At 59.2% G+C, this 19,194-nt stretch carries 18 protein-coding genes and 1 riboswitch; of the genes, 3 read left to right on the forward strand and 15 right to left on the reverse strand.

Translation table 11 applies throughout. The annotated features are described in order from the left end of the window. Nucleotides 1-12: 12 nt before the first annotated feature. A complete protein-coding gene (locus BDI24065_RS23350) occupies nt 13-831 on the reverse strand; it encodes an AraC family transcriptional regulator (protein WP_175014991.1) in 819 nt (272 codons plus the stop codon). A gap of 77 nt (nt 832-908) precedes the next feature. Here BDI24065_RS23350 and panB point away from each other — a divergent pair, with 77 nt between their 5' ends. Continuing rightward, on the forward strand, nt 909-1,766 hold the full coding sequence (gene panB, locus BDI24065_RS23355) for a 3-methyl-2-oxobutanoate hydroxymethyltransferase (protein ID WP_175033227.1): 858 nt from the start codon (nt 909-911) through the stop codon (nt 1,764-1,766). Nucleotides 1,767-1,771: 5 nt separating this feature from the next. Here panB and BDI24065_RS23360 read toward each other — a convergent pair whose 3' ends face one another. Further along, a complete protein-coding gene (locus tag BDI24065_RS23360; protein WP_175033228.1) occupies nt 1,772-2,263 on the reverse strand; it encodes an Lrp/AsnC family transcriptional regulator in 492 nt (163 codons plus the stop codon). Between the two features lie 156 nt (nt 2,264-2,419). On the opposite strand from BDI24065_RS23360, the gene glmS reads away from it, so the two are divergent. Continuing rightward, entirely contained in the window at nt 2,420-4,249 is a 1,830-nt protein-coding gene (glmS, locus tag BDI24065_RS23365; protein ID WP_175033327.1) for a glutamine--fructose-6-phosphate transaminase (isomerizing), read from the forward strand. 389 nt (nt 4,250-4,638) lie between these two features. On the opposite strand, the gene BDI24065_RS23370 is transcribed toward glmS, so the two are convergent. The 4 genes from BDI24065_RS23370 to BDI24065_RS23385 form a co-directional block, all read right to left on the reverse strand. Then, complete coding sequence (locus tag BDI24065_RS23370; protein WP_175033229.1) at nt 4,639-6,639, reverse strand: DUF3732 domain-containing protein; 2,001 nt, start codon at nt 6,637-6,639, stop codon at nt 4,639-4,641. 1 nt (nt 6,640) lies between these two features. Further along, nucleotides 6,641-7,129: a three component ABC system middle component gene (locus BDI24065_RS23375; RefSeq protein ID WP_175033230.1), complete on the reverse strand. Its 489-nt coding sequence runs from the start codon at nt 7,127-7,129 to the stop codon at nt 6,641-6,643. After that, complete coding sequence (locus BDI24065_RS23380) at nt 7,129-8,454, reverse strand: ABC-three component system protein (protein ID WP_175033231.1); 1,326 nt, start codon at nt 8,452-8,454, stop codon at nt 7,129-7,131. Before BDI24065_RS23380 ends, BDI24065_RS23375 begins: the two co-directional genes overlap by 1 nt. Nucleotides 8,455-8,664: 210 nt before the next feature. Next, complete coding sequence (locus tag BDI24065_RS23385) at nt 8,665-11,121, reverse strand: hypothetical protein (protein ID WP_175033232.1); 2,457 nt, start codon at nt 11,119-11,121, stop codon at nt 8,665-8,667. A gap of 796 nt (nt 11,122-11,917) precedes the next feature. Here BDI24065_RS23385 and BDI24065_RS41400 point away from each other — a divergent pair. After that, nucleotides 11,918-12,052, forward strand: coding sequence for a hypothetical protein (locus BDI24065_RS41400; protein WP_302479473.1), 135 nt, complete (start codon nt 11,918-11,920; stop codon nt 12,050-12,052). A gap of 216 nt (nt 12,053-12,268) precedes the next feature. On the opposite strand, the gene BDI24065_RS23390 is transcribed toward BDI24065_RS41400, so the two are convergent. From BDI24065_RS23390 to BDI24065_RS23430, 9 genes are all read right to left on the reverse strand, one after another. Then, nucleotides 12,269-12,625: a hypothetical protein gene (locus tag BDI24065_RS23390; protein WP_175033233.1), complete on the reverse strand. Its 357-nt coding sequence runs from the start codon at nt 12,623-12,625 to the stop codon at nt 12,269-12,271. Nucleotides 12,626-12,667: 42 nt separating this feature from the next. Further along, nucleotides 12,668-12,771, reverse strand: a riboswitch (SAM-I-IV-variant riboswitch). 152 nt (nt 12,772-12,923) lie between these two features. Then, nucleotides 12,924-14,111, reverse strand: coding sequence for a sensor histidine kinase (locus BDI24065_RS23395; protein WP_368040793.1), 1,188 nt, complete (start codon nt 14,109-14,111; stop codon nt 12,924-12,926). 216 nt (nt 14,112-14,327) lie between these two features. Beyond that, nucleotides 14,328-15,002, reverse strand: coding sequence for a response regulator transcription factor (locus tag BDI24065_RS23400; RefSeq protein WP_175033235.1), 675 nt, complete (start codon nt 15,000-15,002; stop codon nt 14,328-14,330). Between the two features lie 8 nt (nt 15,003-15,010). Further along, nucleotides 15,011-15,826, reverse strand: a complete 816-nt coding sequence (locus BDI24065_RS23405) for a MipA/OmpV family protein (RefSeq protein WP_175033236.1) — start codon at nt 15,824-15,826, stop codon at nt 15,011-15,013. Nucleotides 15,827-16,009: 183 nt separating this feature from the next. Continuing rightward, on the reverse strand, nt 16,010-17,098 hold the full coding sequence (locus BDI24065_RS23410) for a porin (protein WP_175033237.1): 1,089 nt from the start codon (nt 17,096-17,098) through the stop codon (nt 16,010-16,012). A gap of 197 nt (nt 17,099-17,295) precedes the next feature. Beyond that, complete coding sequence (locus BDI24065_RS23415) at nt 17,296-17,631, reverse strand: Rieske (2Fe-2S) protein (protein WP_175033238.1); 336 nt, start codon at nt 17,629-17,631, stop codon at nt 17,296-17,298. A gap of 3 nt (nt 17,632-17,634) precedes the next feature. Continuing rightward, nucleotides 17,635-17,946 (reverse strand): YciI family protein, encoded by a 312-nt coding sequence (locus BDI24065_RS23420; protein WP_175033239.1) that lies wholly within the window; start codon nt 17,944-17,946, stop codon nt 17,635-17,637. 5 nt (nt 17,947-17,951) lie between these two features. Continuing rightward, a complete protein-coding gene (locus BDI24065_RS23425; protein WP_254609840.1) occupies nt 17,952-18,095 on the reverse strand; it encodes a hypothetical protein in 144 nt (47 codons plus the stop codon). Between the two features lie 28 nt (nt 18,096-18,123). After that, nucleotides 18,124-19,191, reverse strand: a complete 1,068-nt coding sequence (locus BDI24065_RS23430; protein WP_175033240.1) for a maleylacetate reductase — start codon at nt 19,189-19,191, stop codon at nt 18,124-18,126. Nucleotides 19,192-19,194: the final 3 nt, after the last annotated feature.

Here is a 19,194-nt window from a genome sequence, read left to right on the forward strand (position 1 = left end):
CATAAGGACGCGTCACGCGCTCAGCACGGGCCGGCGCGCTTCACGCTTCGCGTACGCGCCGGGCGTCACGCGGAATTTCGCCTGGAACAGCGCGATGAACGACGACGTCGAGTCGTAGCCCAGTTGCGCGGCCACCGTGCCGATCGGCTCGCCCGCATCGAGCAGCGGCAGCGATGCCAGCAGCCGCACTGCCTGCCGCCATTCGGTGAACGACAGCCCCGTGTCCTGCCGGAACAGCCGCGACAGCGTGCGGCGCGTCGCGCCGACCTGATGGCCCCATTCGTCGAGACTGCGCGTATCGCCCGGATACGCATGCAACGCCCGCGCGATTTTCAGCAGACGCGGATCGCGCGGCAGCGGCACCGTCAGCGGCGCCGCGCGCATCCGTGCGATCCGGTCGGCGATCAGGCAGACGAGCGCGCCGTCCGGCCCCGTCTCGTCGTAATTCACCGGCAATTCGGCCGTCGCGATCACCAGCTCGCGCAATAGCGGCGTCATGCAGAGGATCGCGCAATCGTCGTGCACGTCGTCGCGCGCGATTGCTGCGTCGAGATACAGGCTGTGGAACGCGACGCAATCGCGCGTCGACACCGCATGCGGCACGTGCGGCGGAATCCACATCGCATAGTGCGGCGGCAGCAGGTGCCGGCCCGACGGCGTCGACACCTCGAGCACGCCGCTCGTCGCATACATCAGCTGCGCCCACGGATGACTGTGCGCGTCGACATTCGCGTTGCCGGGAATCTCGAACGCACGCACGTACAGCGGCCTCGGCAGGCGCGCCATCGGCGGCACCGCGTAAGGGTCACCCGGTTGTCCCGCCAGCAACATAAGACGTCCTCCGAAGGTCATTGCACGAACGAGCGCGATGCTACCGTGACGGCTCTTCTTTCACATGGCTTCCGCTCATGAGCGCTCATACCCGCACCACCCGCAAGACCGTCACCGCGATCCGTTCGACCAAGGGCATCGGCAGCCTCGTGTCGCTGACCGCGTATTCCGCGCCGATGGCGAAGCTGGTCGACGAGGTGGCCGACGTGATCGTCGTCGGCGACTCCGTCGGCATGGTGCTGTACGGGATGCCCGATACGCTGCGCGTCACGCTCGACATGATGATTGCACACGGCGCGGCTGTCGTACGCGGCGCCGCGCAGGCGTGCGTCGTCGTCGACCTGCCGTTCTCGACGTACCAGGAGTCGCCCGCGCAGGCGTATCGCTCGGCGGCACGCCTGCTCGCCGAAACCGGCGCACAGGGCGTGAAGCTCGAAGGCGGCAGCGAGATGGCCGATACGATCCGCTTCCTGACCGAGCGCGGCATCCCGGTGATGGCGCACGTCGGCCTCATGCCGCAGCAGGCCAACGCGACGGGCGGCTTCCGCGCGCAGGGGATGGACCCGCGTTCGGCCGCGCAGGTGTTCGACGCAGCGTGCTCGGCCGAACGGGCCGGCGCGTTCAGCATCGTCATCGAAGGCACCGCTGAAGCGCTCGCGCGCCATATCACCGAAACGCTGACGATCCCGACGATCGGCATCGGCGCATCGCCCGCGTGCGACGGGCAGGTGCTCGTGACCGAGGACATGATCGGCGCATTCGATGCGTACACGCCGCGCTTCGTGAAGCGCTATGCCGATGCGAGCACGGTGATGCGCGATGCGATTCGTCAGTATGCGCACGACGTGCGGCAGCGCGTGTTCCCGGAGCCCGCGCATTGCTTCGGGTACGGCAAGCCGCTGCAGCTCGTGAACGTAGATGACGCGGCTGCCTGATCGCATCACGCGCGCTTGCGCATCGCGTGTGTGACCCGCGCGTTCGCCTCGAACTTCGCGCGATGCGTCGAGAAGAACGTCCGCACGTTGCGGACGTTCGACGCGCCGGTGAACAGCCTTCGCGCGAATTCGTCGTATTCGGCGACGTCGGCCAGATCGGCCACCACCACGAAATCGGGCCCCGGCGACACGCGGTAGCACTGCGTAACGGCCGGCTCCGCGCACACGTACGTTTCGAACGCGTCGTAGTCTTCGGCGGTCTGCCGGTCGAGGCTGATCTCGATCAGCGCGGTGACGGCCGTGCCGATCGCCACCGGGTCGAGCACTGCAACCTGTCGGCGGATCACGCCGGCCTCCGTCAGCCGGCGCACGCGGCGCATGCAGGTGGGCGGCGACGACAGCGCGCGCTCGGCCAGTTCCAGGTTCGACACCGACGCGTCGTCCTGCAGGATCGCGAGGATGCGCAGGTCGAGATCGTCGAGGGTGATGCCGGCCATCGGCGGCTCCTTGCGGTCAAGGCGTGAAATTTAATTTCAACATGATAGCCGATCTACCATTCGTTTCATTTGTTATTGTATTTTGAAATTTAATTCCATTTGGCTCGCCCTACCATCGCTCTCACTGATCCAGACAGGACATTTACGGAGCGCGATATGTGTGGAATTGTCGGGGCGGTTGCCCAGCGGGACATCCTGCCGAACCTGGTCGACGGCCTGAAGCGGCTCGAATACCGCGGCTACGATTCATGCGGCGTCGTGGTCTACCGCGACCGGGCGCTGGCGCGCGCCCGCAGCGTCGATCGTGTGGCCAACCTGCAGCGCGAGATCGCCGAGCACGCGCTGTCGGGCTACACCGGCATCGCGCATACGCGCTGGGCCACGCATGGCGCACCCGTCACGCTCAACGCCCATCCGCACTTCTCGCCGAGCGACGCCAATGCGCGCATCGCGCTGTCGCATAACGGGATCATCGAGAACTGTGACCAGCTGCGTGCCGAGTTGCAGGCGCATGGCTACGTGTTCGCGAGCCAGACCGACAGCGAGGCGATCGCGCACCTGATCGATCATCTTTACGACGGCGATCTGTTCGATGCGGTCCGGCGTGCGGTCGCGCGACTGCGCGGCAGCTATGCGATCGCGGTGATGTGCCGCGACGAGCCGCACCGGATCGTCGGTGCGCGTGATGGCATGCCGCTCGTTGTCGGGGTCGGCGAAGGCGAGAATTTTCTGGCGTCGGATGCGATTGCGCTGTCGGGGATCACCGATCGCATCGCTTACCTCGAGAACGGTGATGTTGCCGATATCCAGCTGCATCGCTACTGGATCGTCGATGCGGTCGGCCAGCGTGTCGAGCGCGCAGTGCAGCGGGTCGCCGCGCATAGCGGTGCGGCCGATCTCGGGTCGTATCGCTACTACATGCAGAAAGAGATCTTCGAGCAACCGCAGGCGGTGGCCGATACGTTGCTCGACGTGTCTTCGATCATGCCGGAGTTGTTCGGTGATGGCGCGTGGCGGGTTTTCAATGATGTCGATTCGGTGTTGTTGCTCGCCTGTGGCGGTAGTTATCACGCAGCGCTTACGGCGAAGTACTGGATCGAGAGCATCGCGAAGCTGCCTGCCAGTGTCGAAATTGCGAGCGAGTTTCGGTATCGCGATAGTGTGCCGAATCCGCGTACGCTCGTTGTTGCCGTGTCGCAGAGCGGCGAGACGGCTGACGTGCTGGGTGCGGTGCATGTCGCGAAGCGCAGCGGGATGATGCATACGCTCGCGATCTGCAACGTTGCGACGAGCGCGTTGATGCGGGAATGTGCGCTGCAGTTCGTCACGCGCGCGGGGATCGAGATCGGGGTCGCTTCGACGAAGGCTTTTACGACGCAGCTCGTTGCGTTGTTTCTGCTGACGTTGTCGCTTGCGCAGGTGCGTGGGCGGTTAAGCGACGACGAAGAGAAGGAGCATCTGCGTGCGCTGCGGCATCTGCCGGATGCGATGTCGAAAGTGCTCGCGCTCGAGCCGCAGATCATGGCTTGGTCAGAACTGCTCGCACGACGCGACAACATGCTGTTTCTCGGGCGGGGGATGCATTATCCGATCGCACTGGAAGGCGCGCTGAAGATGAAGGAGATTTCGTATATTCACGCGGAGGCTTATCCGGCGGGGGAGCTTAAGCATGGGCCGCTGGCGTTGGTCAGCAATGAGATGCCGGTGATTGCGGTTGCGCCGAATGACATGCTGCTCGAAAAGCTCCGGTCGAACATGCATGAGGTCAGTGCGCGGAATGGACGGCTTTTTGTGTTCGCGGATGTGGACTGTGGGCTGGTGCCGAGTGAAGGGATCGAGGTGATTCGGTTGAACGAGTACTACGGGCCGCTTTCGCCGATTCTGCATACGGTGCCAATGCAGTTGCTCGCGTATCACGCTGCGCTGGCGCGGGGGACGGATATTGATAAGCCTAGGAATCTGGCGAAGTCGGTGACGGTGGAGTGAGAGGGTATTTCCCGCCCTTTTCAGTGGCAGGTTCTAATAGTTTCACCTAAAGCTCGCCGCAGAAGCTTTCCTTAAGTGACCTGCCCTCCCATTTGATTTCCCTTGTACCAGACTCTCTCACGGCCAAGCAAAATCATATAAGGAAGACCCAATGCAAGCAATATGACAGACACAACCATGCGTGCAGATAGGATTGGGGGCTCCCACCCTCTCACGCTTTCTCAACAAAAGTGAGAATATTTATCCTGATTCCGCCCTTAATCGCATTGCACTTTTTGTGAAAAGTGAAATACCGTCAAACTCCTGTCTCACAATCCCTCACGTGGATTCGATCGTGACGAATACAGCCTGTTTTCCTATACAGTTCGCCCCCGTTCCCGCCACCTCGGTCAGCGGCCGAACCATTCGCGCGGAATGAGCCCATCACCTTCATTTTTCCAAGCGGCCACCTGATTCATGTGGTTTGCACTTCCCCAAATTGACTTGTCTGCATGCTCGACGACAATAATCTGATACTTGAATTTCGTACGTACGAGACCACGTGCCAAGGCGAGGAAGATTTTGCGGGTGTCTTCAATATCGGAGTCCCTTGAGCCACGCAGGCTATTGGCCTGGTCGTCATGCTCATCAAGAAGATTCTCTCCAGAGTGCGCGCTTGGAAAGAACACTTGACTTGGCTGGTCAATCGCGAGGAAGCTGAAAACCGGACCATTCAGTCGTTCGGGCTTGGTGAAGAATTCGTGCAGTGCTAGGAATGTCGAAACGTGATACGCCATCCAGTTGGCACCGCTGCCGATTTCCCATAGATAGTCCTTATGGGTTCCGGGCTCTCGAGAAAACGTCAACGTCAATTCCTTTTGGTCGAGTTCAACAGTCGCTTTTGACCGAAGTTCGAACCATTTTGCATAGCCTTTGATGAGCTCACCGAGTTCTACTGCGACCGCTCTCTCTCGAGTTTCCCGGCCTGAGCTACGGAAGTAGTCGTCCAGTTCGGCAAGTTTCTTCACTGCATCACGGATGCGGTTTCCTAGGTCGTCCTCGCCATCTAGTGTCGCCAGAGCCGCGAGAAGAGCCTGCAGCTTTCCGAGGAGCACATACACTCGGCCCAACGACTCGGCGGGAACCGAAGCCTTTGGCTCAAGGCTTAATCGGTGCATCCGCGCCGCGTGGAGTACGTCTTCCGCTTGAGAGAGACGCTTGTCGAGGGCTGCCAGTTGTCTGTCAACAATCGGTCCTTCGAGAAGTGCTGCGGACAGTCGTGTCACGCTGTCAAGTTTTTCTCCGAGACCATTCAGGACGTCATGGTTGTGATTGCTTGCCGAGCCACAGACTACGCAGGACGCGTCTCGCACCAAGTTGCGCTGGAGCCAATCGAGGTTCACAACGCGAACCTTCTCATCCTCCATTGCTCCCGTCAGCTTCTTCGCTCGGTGTGATAACCCCTGATAGTCACGCAACTCCTGCATCAAATCATCGACCTGCCTTTGCGCCTCTTCCTCTTGTTCGGTCGCGTCTAGGAATAGTTCGTTTGCGAAAGCGTGATTTGGTGCTCGCAGCCGCTGGGCAAGATGTCCTGCAACGTACGCGTCGTTTAACGCCTTTAGAGTCGTCACGCAAGCTTCAAGCGATACATTCTCACGCTCGTCCGACAATCCCAGTTGAACCGATTCGTTCCAGAGCGCCCTAACATCGGCTTGCCACGATGCGAATGCTGTCTCACGAGTCCGTTGCACCTTATAGAGAGCTTCGAGATTCTTCAAATTTCGCGTGCGCTCTCGCGCCTTCTGCAGATACTCTGCATTGACAATACCCAACGCGTACGGAAGGACCCGCTTAAACTTGTCCTTATGTTCGTATGTGTCGGTTTTGTAGAACAGAACGTTTGGATTGGCGACGATGTGTTGCGGGAGGAAGTTGAACGCAGCCAAATCACGATAGGATGGTCGATTCTCTGCGTTCTCAGCGTCTTCGTCGTCTATCAGTGACATGTTCGTGACGCGCGCTATCCGGTTGAACTCGTCCTTGTATTGGGAGTGGGTGTGTGTCGCCTCGATACGAGCCGGTATGGGCGCGTCGCGACCATCCAACGTCAAAAAAAAGAACTCACCGCTCCCAAAGCTACTTGGCGGTGTGCGGCGGCCAATCAGAACCCATGTGTCACGAATCCGGACCTTTAGACCGAACCATTCCGTCTTCTGCCGAATTTCGCCAACTGGTATGGTGCATCGTTTAGCACCGAGGCAGTAATCAATGATGGCGATGATGGATGACTTCCCAGTTCGGCTGCGCCCATGAATGACATTGACCTTATCTTCCTGAAATTCGAGCGTTCGAATATTGAGGCGTTGATTTTTCGGCCAAAGAATCAGATGTGAAATGAAGAATTGCATATCAATATAGGCCGAGTGTTACGAAGAGTTCCGCAGTGGTGGAATCCTTGAACCAGTTCGCAAGGCGCAGCACGGAACCGGACATTTCGCTATCGATGCTCGTCGGACTACTTCCTTGAGGCCATCGCAGAGGGGAAAATGCGAATTCCCTCTCTTCAGTGTCGAAACGCTCAACAAGAAGCCCTGTTGCACATGCGATATTGAGTCCCTGTGCTGATACCGCCGCGTGGGCGCCGACTCTGTCAGACAGTCGTTCAGTGATGCGAGGTTCATCTGCAAGTACTGCATGCATCGGGGTGCCGAAGTTTCGATTGCAAATGCTTCTTCGGCTTGGGCCATGCCAAATTAGAGGCAGCACGAGCAGCAGCTTTTCGAACGACGGATGGCGCTCGTTACTAGTGCGGGTCTGATATTCCTTGGTGAAACTCGCCAGAAGGAAGCATGCAAGTGCGCTGTTATGGATGAGCGAGCGGTCGGTGTAGCCTGACATCAGGAGCCTCCTTCGTCATCAGTGTCCTTCCGGGAACCGTATTCTGGATGCCAGTAGACGAAAAAGCGGCCATCAGGCTCATTCGCCATCTGATGGTAGTGCCCGTGGGTGAAGTACGAGTTACCAGTTTCGTGCCTTCCGAGCGCGGCTTTGAAATTCTCGTCCAGCGTTTTGGTGAGAGTTCGCACACCGATTTGTTCAGGCGTAGCGCTCGCTTGCATCATCGACTCCATCACTGCGTTGTCGCGGCAGTCTTCCCATCGTTGGTGGAGACTATCTTCGCGCGCTTCCCAGTCGACCTGGTTGAATCCTTCCTTCTCAAGCCGTACACGCTCGACATAGAAGGCCCAGAATTTCTCCAAGTGACGGTCAATGATTCTGGGTGGGATGTCGAGGCGGGAGAGTTGCTTCAGGAAAAAGAACTCACGGCCACTCTTCGCGACCAGATTCTTGAAATCAACATGCATCATCGGGCGGTCGAGGTACTTATAGAGAAATCTGCGGTCTCGCTCGTTGTGAAGGTGGTCCCTAAAAACCTGGGGGGAAAGCCAGACTGTTTCTCCAGCAGTCCACGCCTTACGACAAGTGTCGACTACGATACCGAGTAGGTATTGGTAGACTTCCTCACCATGCTCCACCAGCGCCGACGGCAGTTGGAAAAGCTCAATGGTGGCTTCACGCGGTTGCGCGACCGAACTGGTGCCCCCGTTATCCAATAATTCCAGCCCACGAACGAGGTAGCTCAAATCGTCGTCGTCGTGGTTGAGAACCTCCACCGCCTCTGCCTTTGCCGAAGAACTCTTCTTCGTTGATGTCTTCGGTTTTGAAGTTGGAATTGCTGTCGTTTTCGACTTCTTCTTCGTCACGACGACTTGAGCCTGCGCGCGCAGCGCAGAAACGGCTGCCGTTACTTGCTCGTCCGACTTCGCGTCGGAAAGCACACGAGCCAAGGCCTTCTCGGGAACCTTGGCGTTTGTGACCAAGCAGAACTGGACGTCGGCATACTTTTCCCGCAACTCTTTGACATGACTCAACCAAACGCGAAGCGTGTGCCACAGCTTATAGCTGCTGTCCTGAAAGGGTTGGCCTGCAGATTGGACGGTGTTTGCATCCTGCTCAAGCCGTGCATCCACCGAACCATCGGCATTCCATGTCAACTCTGCCACGTCGTCGAGCGTTTCGATGCCAACCTGCGTTCGCTTCGCATGGCCCACAAATAGCGAGTACAAAGCGCGCTCAAACTGGAATGTAAACGCGACGATAGTCGGCGCCGCGTTGGTGTCGATGGGTTTTTCTACTTCTGGATTTTGGTCTCGCTCATTCATCTGCTTCCCCGATGAGACTCTGTAGTCTCCCTGAAATACGCCGGGCGGGAAATACTGTATATATCAACAGTTATATGGTGTGCCGAATCAGGCCTCCAGTGTGTTCGTTCGAGCGAGCGAGGTATACAGGTATGCGTGCGGATTGAACGGTATTGCCTTGACGCACTATTTGTTCAGGCCTGGTGAGCTCGAAGCGGATGCGTCAGTGATTTACCAAGGGGTAGTGGACGACATTCGGGATTTTGCCGCCTTAAAGCGGCGAATCATCTTGCGCTGAAATTCTGCCTCCGATTCGATACCAAACCACTTCCGCACATCATTGCGCTTCCATCTCACCTGCCCTCGCCGGCGAGCGACCACAAGCAGTGGTACTCGCGGTTCGCGGCGGTACACATCCTTCTTGACGTTCTTCACCGGGCGTTGGAGCCACGCTGCTAATGTATCTATGTCGAAGTACCGAGACGCGGCGCGTACTAACTTTGGGCTTCGTACTTGTTCTGGTTTGGTTCGACGGGAGCTACGCGGGGAAGGTGTGCGGAGGTTCGCTCTAGGCAATGCGGAATCCACGGCGAAGATGAGCTTTACGAAGTCCAGTGCAAATGTGCTGAATGTTAAGGAAGACGGCCCAATCATATAGCTGCGTTGGACAGGTTCCATCAACTTCAACGACTGCACCGCAAGCGAACGCGTCGAAAGATAGTCATCCAGGTCAGCCTTGCTAGGGTGACGCAAAGATAAGGTTCTGTATATGTAGTCGCCGACGCCCGCGGTGCCGCTTTCGAGCATCCTGACTGCCTCGCGCACAGACCGAACTGGGTGATGCCCGACGGTCCATCCGTTGAACATTCGGTTGCCCATCATCACGCAAGTTGCAATGCGTAGGTTGGGAGGACATGTCCACCCCAATCTTTGAAACAATTGAGCTCTCTTATTCGCATCCTCGAATGCCGCAATTGCTCGGTCAAGCTGGCTTGATGCTTCTTGCACATAGTTCAGGGACCTTCGGAGCTCGTGCACACCTGTCGGATGAAGAGGGTTTTTGCATTCGAACAAATAGAGCGTGTCGCCTTTCATCGCAAGTACGTCAATGTCCAACGTGCGCCCATGATGTTTCGTTTGGAATGGGGCACGAGTCTTGAAACCGGCTGCAGAGAGAGCGTCTGCCAGCATGACTTGTACTGGGTCTTTGTCATTGGGCCATGCGATTCGAGACTCCGTACTTTGAAGAAGATTACGAAATACGTTGGAAAAGCCAAGAATGTTCATCGGCATTACATAGTAATCGTCAATATTAAGAATCGGGCGATACTGAATGTCGAAGAAACCTGAGCTTGTGCGAGATTGAGACAATGAATCAATTACATCGTTTAAATATTCTGGAAGAACGCAAATAGAAAAAAACTTCTCGAGATCATCCCGCCGAAACACTGCGATTCTACTTCTCATCGAAATGGGTTCGTCGGGAGAATGCAATTTCCCCAATCCTTGCCAGAAGAGCTTGCGTACTAAATCTACGTATCGTTGGACCTGTCTCGCCTCCTCTACCGGGAATCCACTTTTCAAGTGCAATGCAAGTAGGTCATGTGGTTTGCAGAAGAGGTTGTAGGCTGTCACGTCAACATGAATCTCATCTTCCTGGAACACGAGCTCTCTAAATTGCATTCGTCCGGCAACGGTTCCTGGAGGCGAAAGTACATATCGCGGAATTGGAGATGTGCGGAGATTGACCCAACGTTGGCCGCTTCGTGTCAGGAGCGCATCTACGGTAGCGGTGAAGGTGGGTTTGTCCGCGTGAAGTTGCGCGCTCTCGTGCGCAACTATGTTGTTTGCCATTTGGAACTGGATATAGCTATAGCGGATGCTTCGTTCGAGTGCCTCGTCGCCAGCCTGCACGGTGACGTGGCCGTCTTGAGACGTTGCTCGATACCCATACGCATCGACGAGAATTTCCGCCTCTCCAATCTGTCGCAGCAACATTGCGTCTTCGAGTACTTTTCGATACTCGCCGGATGCGATGCCCGGCTCGTCAATAAGGCCAAACCGGTATGGGTCCACTTTAACGGTATCGAAGTACAAATGCGTGAGAAGAGATAATCCTTCGCCGAGTTCTTCAATACTGTGCTCAACCGATGTAGGGTCTCTACCGTTTGTCTCCGACATTTGGAACATCAAGTCCAACTCGGCGTAAGCACTTTTGAGTGCAATCGACTTCTTTTTGTGCAGCATGGCCGTCAGTTGGCGTCTGACGCGCATCGCACCTTTCGACAATGTTGTGAGTGCGACGACGGATTGAAGATATTCGAGTGTGTCGACGCCGAGTTTGCTTCTGACTCGTTCCATCACCCCGGTCAAAACTCGTCGCAACAACTCACCATCGTACTGGTACCTGCTTGAGCGGAAGTGTCCCTTTGTCTTAATTTTCTCTAGGAAGGGCTTCTCGGCGAGTTGGAGCGTCAGGCACAGCAAGTCCTCAGTTCGCCTTGCATGCCGTGAGGTAAGTGCGGCTTCGATCGCGGTAACGAACCAGGCGAAGTCGGATGAGGTGGGCGCCCGCAGCAGAGGTAATTGCGATTGAATCGCTGCGTCCGTCCAAGGCCTCGCTCCAAGTCTAGCGGCCCCCGCTTCGACGCTTGCCGTTGCGACGCGCTCTTGAGTCGTGGATTTCATTCGTCGAGAAGGAGAAAAGGGGCTTTCTTATGGCCCGCATCACTCATGTGGTTTCTGTACTTGCAACTGTACTACGCTACCTCTGACGAGGTTAGCCAAGCGAATTTTAAGTTCTTCGCTCTCGCGGCGAGCTTCTTCCAAAAGAATCTGGGCATGCGCCAAATCGGTTTCAGCAATGCTGATGTACCTCCCGAAACTCTTCATAGAGTTGCGTCCACTCCCGAACGCGTGTTCCCAGTTCTTTACGAACGTGTACTCTGCCAACGACTGACTCTTGCCTCAGCGACGCAGCCACTGCCCGACTTCATTTGCGAGTTAGACGTAACGTGGCTTATGGATAGTAAACGGGTGAATTTCCGTGCACCGGGCGACCTCTGCCAACGAAATCGCCCCTGTGTTGTGGGGGTAGATACCTTGGTTCGACGCAATCTCATTTCGGATGGTCGTCATCAATGCGCGTACCCGATCAAGAGGTTAGGTTCATCGAATGCAAATGTCTACTGCCCGGCCGCCAACTGCCAGATTCAGAAATCGAGGCTTGGCTGACCAAGCGCATCCCGACCGTGAGAAGCCAAACGCTCGAGAACTCTGAGTTCAAGAACATCAAGCTCACCTTCGAACTATGGCTTACGGGTGAGCTTTCGCCCGAAGCTAAAAGAAGAATCGCGACAACGCAAGCGGCCGCAGATCCGGAGCGCTACACCATCAAAGTCCTGCTTGCTCGAGACATCGAAGAATCGGTAAAGAATTCCCGGACCTCCGCAAGGTCGTTAAGCAACACTTCCTGGAGCGTCCGATGGCGGCTCCGATTGATGTCATCAATCCGCTTTCCAAGCGGCAGATTTCTCAGGTCGAGGCTGCGCTTTCGAACCTCGAGCATCGCGATTTTTGTGGCGCACCCTACGAGGCAGACCAGAGCCCCGCCTGCTGAGTTCGTCCTTAAGCAAAACCATTAGAACCGCGCCGGTTCATCGGGCTTTTCGGGTGTGACACGCGGTCTCCCAAGGCCGGCCGGCATGGATACGAAGTTGCCCACGATGAGCAGTTGATTTTTAAAGACTGTTCAAATCCTTAAGGAAAACTAGCGCCTTTAAGGAAAGCTGTTAGAACCTGCCATCAGTCGACACGCCCGCCGAGAATTCATCGTCTAACGCCCGCTCCCTGATGCATTTTCGACCGCAGCCGAACCACCCCGAACGAAATGATGCTCCACCCTCGCACGGAGCACGCCATCGAGCCCAGCAAGCCGTTCACGCAACCGAACCGCCTGCCCTTCCGTCATTTCCCCGAGAACGATTTTCTGTTCGAGAACATCACCACAGCGTGTGATGGCCCAACGATCAACCGTAGCAGTTTCACCTTCGAGCACAGCCGCCGCAGTCGACACAATGCCCGGATTCCGTCTCGAAACGAGATGAACCGTATGCGTCAGCGTGAAACCGGGAAGGAACTGCGACCAGTCTTCACAGACTGCCGGGTGGGAAGCGGAGGAAATTTGGCTCATGGTTGCTCCGGATGAGTGGTTATCGAACCGGTGCCAGCCATGCTGCTCCCGTTTCGTTGCCGTAAATCGGCCGCATCGCCTCAGAGGCGTCCACCTTGCCCGGGAGGGCAGGTTGGCGTCGGAGAATCCGACTCTGGATGCTTGACTTCTCACGTTCGACATTCCGAACGTTGGTTCATTATACCGAAAAACAAACATCGAACAAGGGCCCCCGGGAAAGCCCCCCCTTCGACCATGCGGAGCCTCCGATCCGGCCCTTGTACTGTCGAACCCCGGCCCGGCACGACAACCGCGCAGACTAAAACCACACGCTGAACCGCGTCCCCGTGGCCAGCACATCGACCGTAAGCTTCCACTGATGCGCCACAGCAATCTCCTTGCAGATTGCCAGCCCGAGGCCGGCACCGTCATACCGTGAATCCGGCGCCCGCCAATATCGGTCGAAGAGCAGCGGCACATGCTCCCGCTGAATGCCCGGCCCCTCGTCGTCGACGTGAATCGCCGTATCGAGCACGGTCAGCACGACCACGCCAGCCGTGGGCGAAGCGTTGATCGCGTTCTCGAGAATGTTCTTGAGCAGGATGAAGAGCGCCCCGCCATCGGCCCGGATGAGTGGCGCGGAATCGCGCGCTTCGATATGGAGCTTCACCTGCTTCGCATCGGCCTTGCCGGCCAGCAAGCCAACGGCGTCTCGTGCGACTTCGACGCTGTTCACGTCGTCGAAGCTGAAGTTCTGCGCTTCGCTGACTTCAGCCAGGTGCAGCAACTGCTTGACCTGCCGAGCCATCAGGTCGATCTCGCGAAGCAGCAGCGCCTTCTGCCGGATATCGGGCTGCAACTCGATCTGGCCTCTGACCAGCGTGAGCGGTGTCTGCAACTCATGCGCGGCGTCAGCCAGAAACCGCTGCTGCACGGCGAAGCCATTCTCGAGTCGCGTCAACGCATCGTTGAACGCATCGATCAGCGGCTTGATCTCGCTCGGAATCCCGTCCGAAGACAGTCGCGTCTTCAGGTTGCGCGGCTCGATTCCTCTCGCGGCACGCGATACCTCGCGCAACGGCTTCAGCACGCGGCTGATCGTCAGCGGAAGCGTCAGCCCGAAAATGATGGTCGCAATGAGCAGCACATAGCCGACGGTCTTCGGTATCGGCTCGATCTTCGAAATGACAAGCGCATCGACAAGCTGCCTGCTTTGCGCAACCTGCACGTAATAGTCGACGCTCCCTTTCGACATGCGCCGTGTGGCGACGGCGTATACCTTGCCGTCGATCGTGGCGGACAGCACCTTGCCGGCCGCCTTCGCGAGGTCTTCCGTCAGCCACGGCCGATCCCCGTTCGAAGGCGCCGACGCCAGCAGCAACCGCCCCGCCGAATCGAGCACGCGATACTTCACCTCGGTCGACAAGAGCCGGAACATCAGCGCCGGTCGCTCGCCCAATTGCACGGATACCGGACGCCCGGCGTCGTCGAAGCTCAATCCGGTCACGACGTGACCGATGATCTCCATCTGCTGCCGCCGCCCCAGGAACTCCGGATATCGATCGAGGACATACACGGCGAGCGCAGACAGCAGCGCCAGGCTGATGGCGAACGCAACGACGTTGGTCATCCACAGACGCGTCGACAGACGCCGGATCCAATGACGGAACATGGTGGCAGGCTTATCCGGTAATGGCTGCTCGCGAGACGTCGCGAATCATCGTCATGCGTCCCGTAGCGCGAACCCGGCACCGCGAATATTGGTCAGCCGCATCGTTGCACCGATCGCCGCCAGCTTCTTGCGCAAGCGATGCACGGTCACCTCGAGCGCGTTCGGCGTGACCGCCTCCCCGAGCCCCCACGCGGCATGCTCGAGTATCGAATGCCGTACCGTCCGGCCCGCGGCTTCGATCAGGCAAAGCATGACCTGCATCTCGGCCGGCGCAAGCGGTATCGTCCGGTTACCACAGCACATCGCGCGCTGTGGCGGGTCGACCGTCACATCCGCGAACGATGCGACGAGCGTCGTCAGCAGCGCCGGGCGCCGCATCAGCGTGCGCACGCGGGCGACGAGTTCGCTCATTTCGAACGGCTTGGTCACATAGTCGTCTGCCCCGCTTTCGAGTCCGTCGATGCGGTCATGCAACGCATCGCGTGCCGTCAGCATCAGGCAAGGCATCATGCGCCCCGCCGCGCGCAGCGTCCGCAAGAACGCCAGGCCATCGCCGTCGGGCAATCCGCGGTCGACGATCAGCAGTGCGTAGTCGGCCCGGTCGACACCGTAGGCAGCTTCACGGACATTGCCGAACCGATCGGATTCGATTCCCGCTCCGGCCAGCGCCTGGCTCAACATGTCGGCGAGGCGCTCATGATCCTCGACAATCGCAACTCTCGGCATAGCCGCTCTCACTTGAATCGGTACATGTAGCCCACTCGTGCTTCGGGAACGAACCGTCTTCCAACGATCGGACTGTCGGTGATGGCGTCGCCGAGACGCGACACGCCGACGTCCAGGAATATCGTCTGCTGCTTCGTCGGCCTGTAATCGATACGCGTGCCGGCCGACACGTTCACGGTCGAACCGGCGCTGTAGGCGGCACGTCCCGCACGCGCCTCCGATGGTCGCACGCCGTAATAGTAGTCGACGTATTTGTTGCTCAGCCATTCCGCGCCGATGTGGGGCGTGATCGAGAATTGGCCGAGAGCAAACGCTTTCTCGAAGCCGATTTTCGCGCGCTCGCCCTTGTTTCCGCCGAACAGGAAGGTGCCGGACAACGTACCGAACCCGGTGCCCCATGACAGTGCAGGCCCGTACCAGAACGCGCCCCTGCGATTTTCCATGCCGTTCAGGATCGGTGCGTCCGAGCCCTTGTATCCGTCGAAAAACGAGAACTGGCCACGAAGCGCGACACTGACGCCGCTCCAGCTCCCGATTTTCAGATCGGCCGTGGTACCGATGGCCTGTACCCATTTGTTGTCGAAATAGACCAGCGGAAACGGCAACACACGGGTGCTATCGCCCGAATAGACCGATGGCGCAAAGCCGACTCCGGCACCCAATCCCCAATGCGTCACATTGGTCGCGTTGTTGAGGATGGTCAGCCCCGAATTATCGGCATCGGGCGAGATCATGCCGTCGTCCGCCCAGGCGGAAGCAGACGCAAATGCGAATGAAGCGGCAAGCAGCAGTAATGGACGTTCGCGGCGGGAGGCTGTTTTCACAATCATTTTCCTGGAGTCGACGATCGAAACGGGGGCTACTGTAGGACCAGTCGACTTACCGCTCACTTACCAGGAAAATATCGTCGTGCTGCAAACCCTGCGGGCAATATCGGTGATGGGGAATATCGACGCAGGGCGAGCATGGATCGCTCTGCGCGCTCGAGGAACGGGCGCCACACCCCGTCAGAACACCGTATGCAGCCCGATCCGCGCCACCGTCTGGCTCGCTGAACTGGAAGCCCCGTTCGGATCCAGCACGCCATTGACCTGCGCATTCGCACCGTTGTTCGCACGCTGGTAGTCCGCCGACACATACACCATCGTCCGCTTCGAGAACAGGTACTGAAGCGCCACGCTGACCTGATGCGCGTGGTTGTCGTTCACCGCTTCGTTGCCCTTCATGTACATGTACTTCGCGCCCAGCACGACATCCGGCCTGACGTGCCACAGCCCGCCCGCTTCGGCCATCCACACCCCGGCGTCGTTGAACGAGTTGTGTACGGTCGTCATCAGCGCATTCGCGGTCACGACACCGAAGTCGTAGTGCATCCCGATGCCCCAGTTGCGCACGCTGGTGGACGGCACGCCGGGCGCGGGGCCGTATTTCTCGTTCGTGTAGGCAGCGCCCACGCCGAACGGCCCCATCTCGTAGTTGACCCCGGCGCTGACCGCATTGTCGGCCCCGACCGACCCGGCCACCCCGCCGAACGCGTACATCGCGCCGCCGGAAAAGCCTGACACCGTCGGCGAACTGTACTTGACGGAATTCGCGATCGGCTTGCTACCCGCCGTGCGATCCCAATCGAACGCACCGGTCGGATTGTCCGGGAGCGCGAGACGCTGGAACGGGCCATTGCGGAAGCCGTACAGCCCCGAGATATCCCGTGAAATCGCGTTGTTCTTCGAAAACAGCGAATCCACCATGAAGTCGTACTGATTGCCGAGCGTGATGCTGCCGAACCGGTTGCTTTCAAGGCCCACATACGCGTTGCGCCCGAAAATCCCCGTCCCGATGATGCTGCCGTTCGCCATCGAGAACTGGTTCACGAGCGCGAAGATCGCGCGATATCCGCCACCGAGATCTTCCGTGCCGCGAAAGCCGAAGAGGTTGGGCGCGAATATGCCGTCGTCGAACTTGACGTTCTTTCCGCCGCCCTCGTTGCTGACATAAGAGATGCCGGCATCGATCAGACCGAACATCGTCACGCTGCTCTGCGCCCATGCGCCTTGCGCCACGGCAAGAATCGCCACTGCTCCAAACCTGAGTTTCATTGCGTCTCCGTCTTTTTTATGAAAAAGCGAGACCGCCACCTGCTACGTGGCAGGTACTCGCTCGATGCTGCACAAGGAATCGCGTTCATTCAGGCATCGATTACCAGACACCCGAAATGTGATTAGTTTTACTGATTTATAAATACGATAGTCGTCGCATTGGCCGGCCCTGCTCGCACTTCGTCGAACCACACGAATCAAGCGCCTCGATAGATGACCCATGCAGTGGTATCCACCTCGACAACCACCGCCTCCAACGCAGAGCCCGAGCAAGGCCCATCGATACACACGCCATCATCGAACCGGAACAACGCGCTGTGATGGGCACACATCAATACCTGCGACCTATAACAGGACACACTGCCCGGTACGAAATCGAGCGGCACCGAGAAATGCGGGCAACGATTCACATAAGCCCACACCTGCTCACCGCGTCTCACGACGATCACGGGACGTCCGATACATGCTTCATCGACGACCCGCGCGCCGCCGTCGGGCACATCGGAAAACCGGCAGAGTTGTCGAGCATCCACGATTCACACCCTCTGCTCGGGGTTGCCGAGGCTCCAGTCCCACGGCCGCACTTCCACGTGCGAGAACAGCCCCTCCTTCACATACGGATCGTTGCCGATGAACTGCATCACCGCCTGAATGTCGTCCGCCTCCACGACGAGCAGCGTGCCGTTCATCGCGTCGCCGTGCGGGTCCAGCGTCGGGCCGCCGAGCCGCACCACCACGCCGTGTTGATCTGCCGCGCGCAGGTAAGTCCGATGAATCGGCCGCACGCGATCGCGCACGTCGCGCATGCCCGGCTGGTCCGTCGCAAACACCGCAAAGAATCTCGCCATGGCGGTCAGCTCCGGTCGAGGACGAACGCAGGCAGATGCCGCACGAGGCGCTGCATCCGCGCACGCAGGCGCGGGCTCGGCGTGCCGTCGAAGCCTGCGACGGCCTGCCCGGTCAGCCTGGCGTCGCCGTCATGGTGGTCATGGCTCATGGTTGTCTCCGTTGACGCATCCGGCCGCTCATTGCGGCGCGCGCCCTTCCCATGCGTGCTGAAGCAGCGCGCGAATCGCCGCGCGTTCGATCGGCCGCGGATTCGCATACGGGTTGCGGCACGCGAGGTCGGCCGCTTCGTCGAGGCCGGCCTCCGGCATCCCGAGGTCGGCCAGCGCCGGCGCGATGCCGAGCCGTGCGTTCAGCGCGAACAGCAGCGGGCCGGCTTCGGCCGCGTCGCTCCCGCCCAACGCGCGCGCCACGCGGCGCAGCGCATCGGGCGCGGCAGCGTGGTTGTAGTGCGCGGTATGCGGCAGCATCGCCGCATGCGTCTGCCCGTGCGGCAGGTTGAAGGTGCCGCCGAGCGTATGGCACAGCTTGTGATGCAGCGCCATGCCGACCGCGCCCAGGCAGGTTCCCGCGAGCCACGCACCGTACAACGCGCGGCTGCGCGCCTCGCGGTTCCCCGGATCGCGCACCACCACGGGCAGCGCCTCGCCGAGCGCGCGGATCGATTCTTCCGCCATCAGGCTGATCACCGGGTTCGCGTCCTCCGCATAGAGCGCCTCGACGGCGTGCGCCATCGCATTGATGCCCGATGCCGCGGAAATGTCCGGCGGCAGCGACAACGTCAGCGACGGGTCGTAGAGCACGGTACGCGGCAGCACGCGCGCGTCGCGCCCGGTGCGCTTCAGCCGGCCTTCCGTGAGCCCGAAGATCGGCGTCATCTCCGAGCCCGCGTAAGTCGTCGGCACGGCCAGGATCGGCAGCACCGACTCGAGCGCAATAGCCTTGCCCAGCCCGATCGTCGACCCGCCGCCGATCGCGACGCAACAGTCCGCGTCCAGCTCGCCGGCCATCTCGCGCGCCGCGTGCGCAACCTCGACCGGCACGTGCATGACCGCCTGCGCGCAGATGCCGGCCGCACGCTCGCCCAGGATCGCCTCCACGCGCTCGGCGAGCGGCCGCTGCTCGGGCGTGGACAGGATCAACGCACGGCGGGCGCCGAGCGTCGACAGCTCGTCCGGCAGCTTGTCGAGCGCGCCCCATTCGAACACCACGCGGGAAGGCGTGCCCTGATAGACGAAGTGATCCATGGC

It is taken from the genome of Burkholderia lata (assembly GCF_902499025.1).
Lineage (GTDB): Bacteria > Pseudomonadota > Gammaproteobacteria > Burkholderiales > Burkholderiaceae > Burkholderia > Burkholderia lata_C.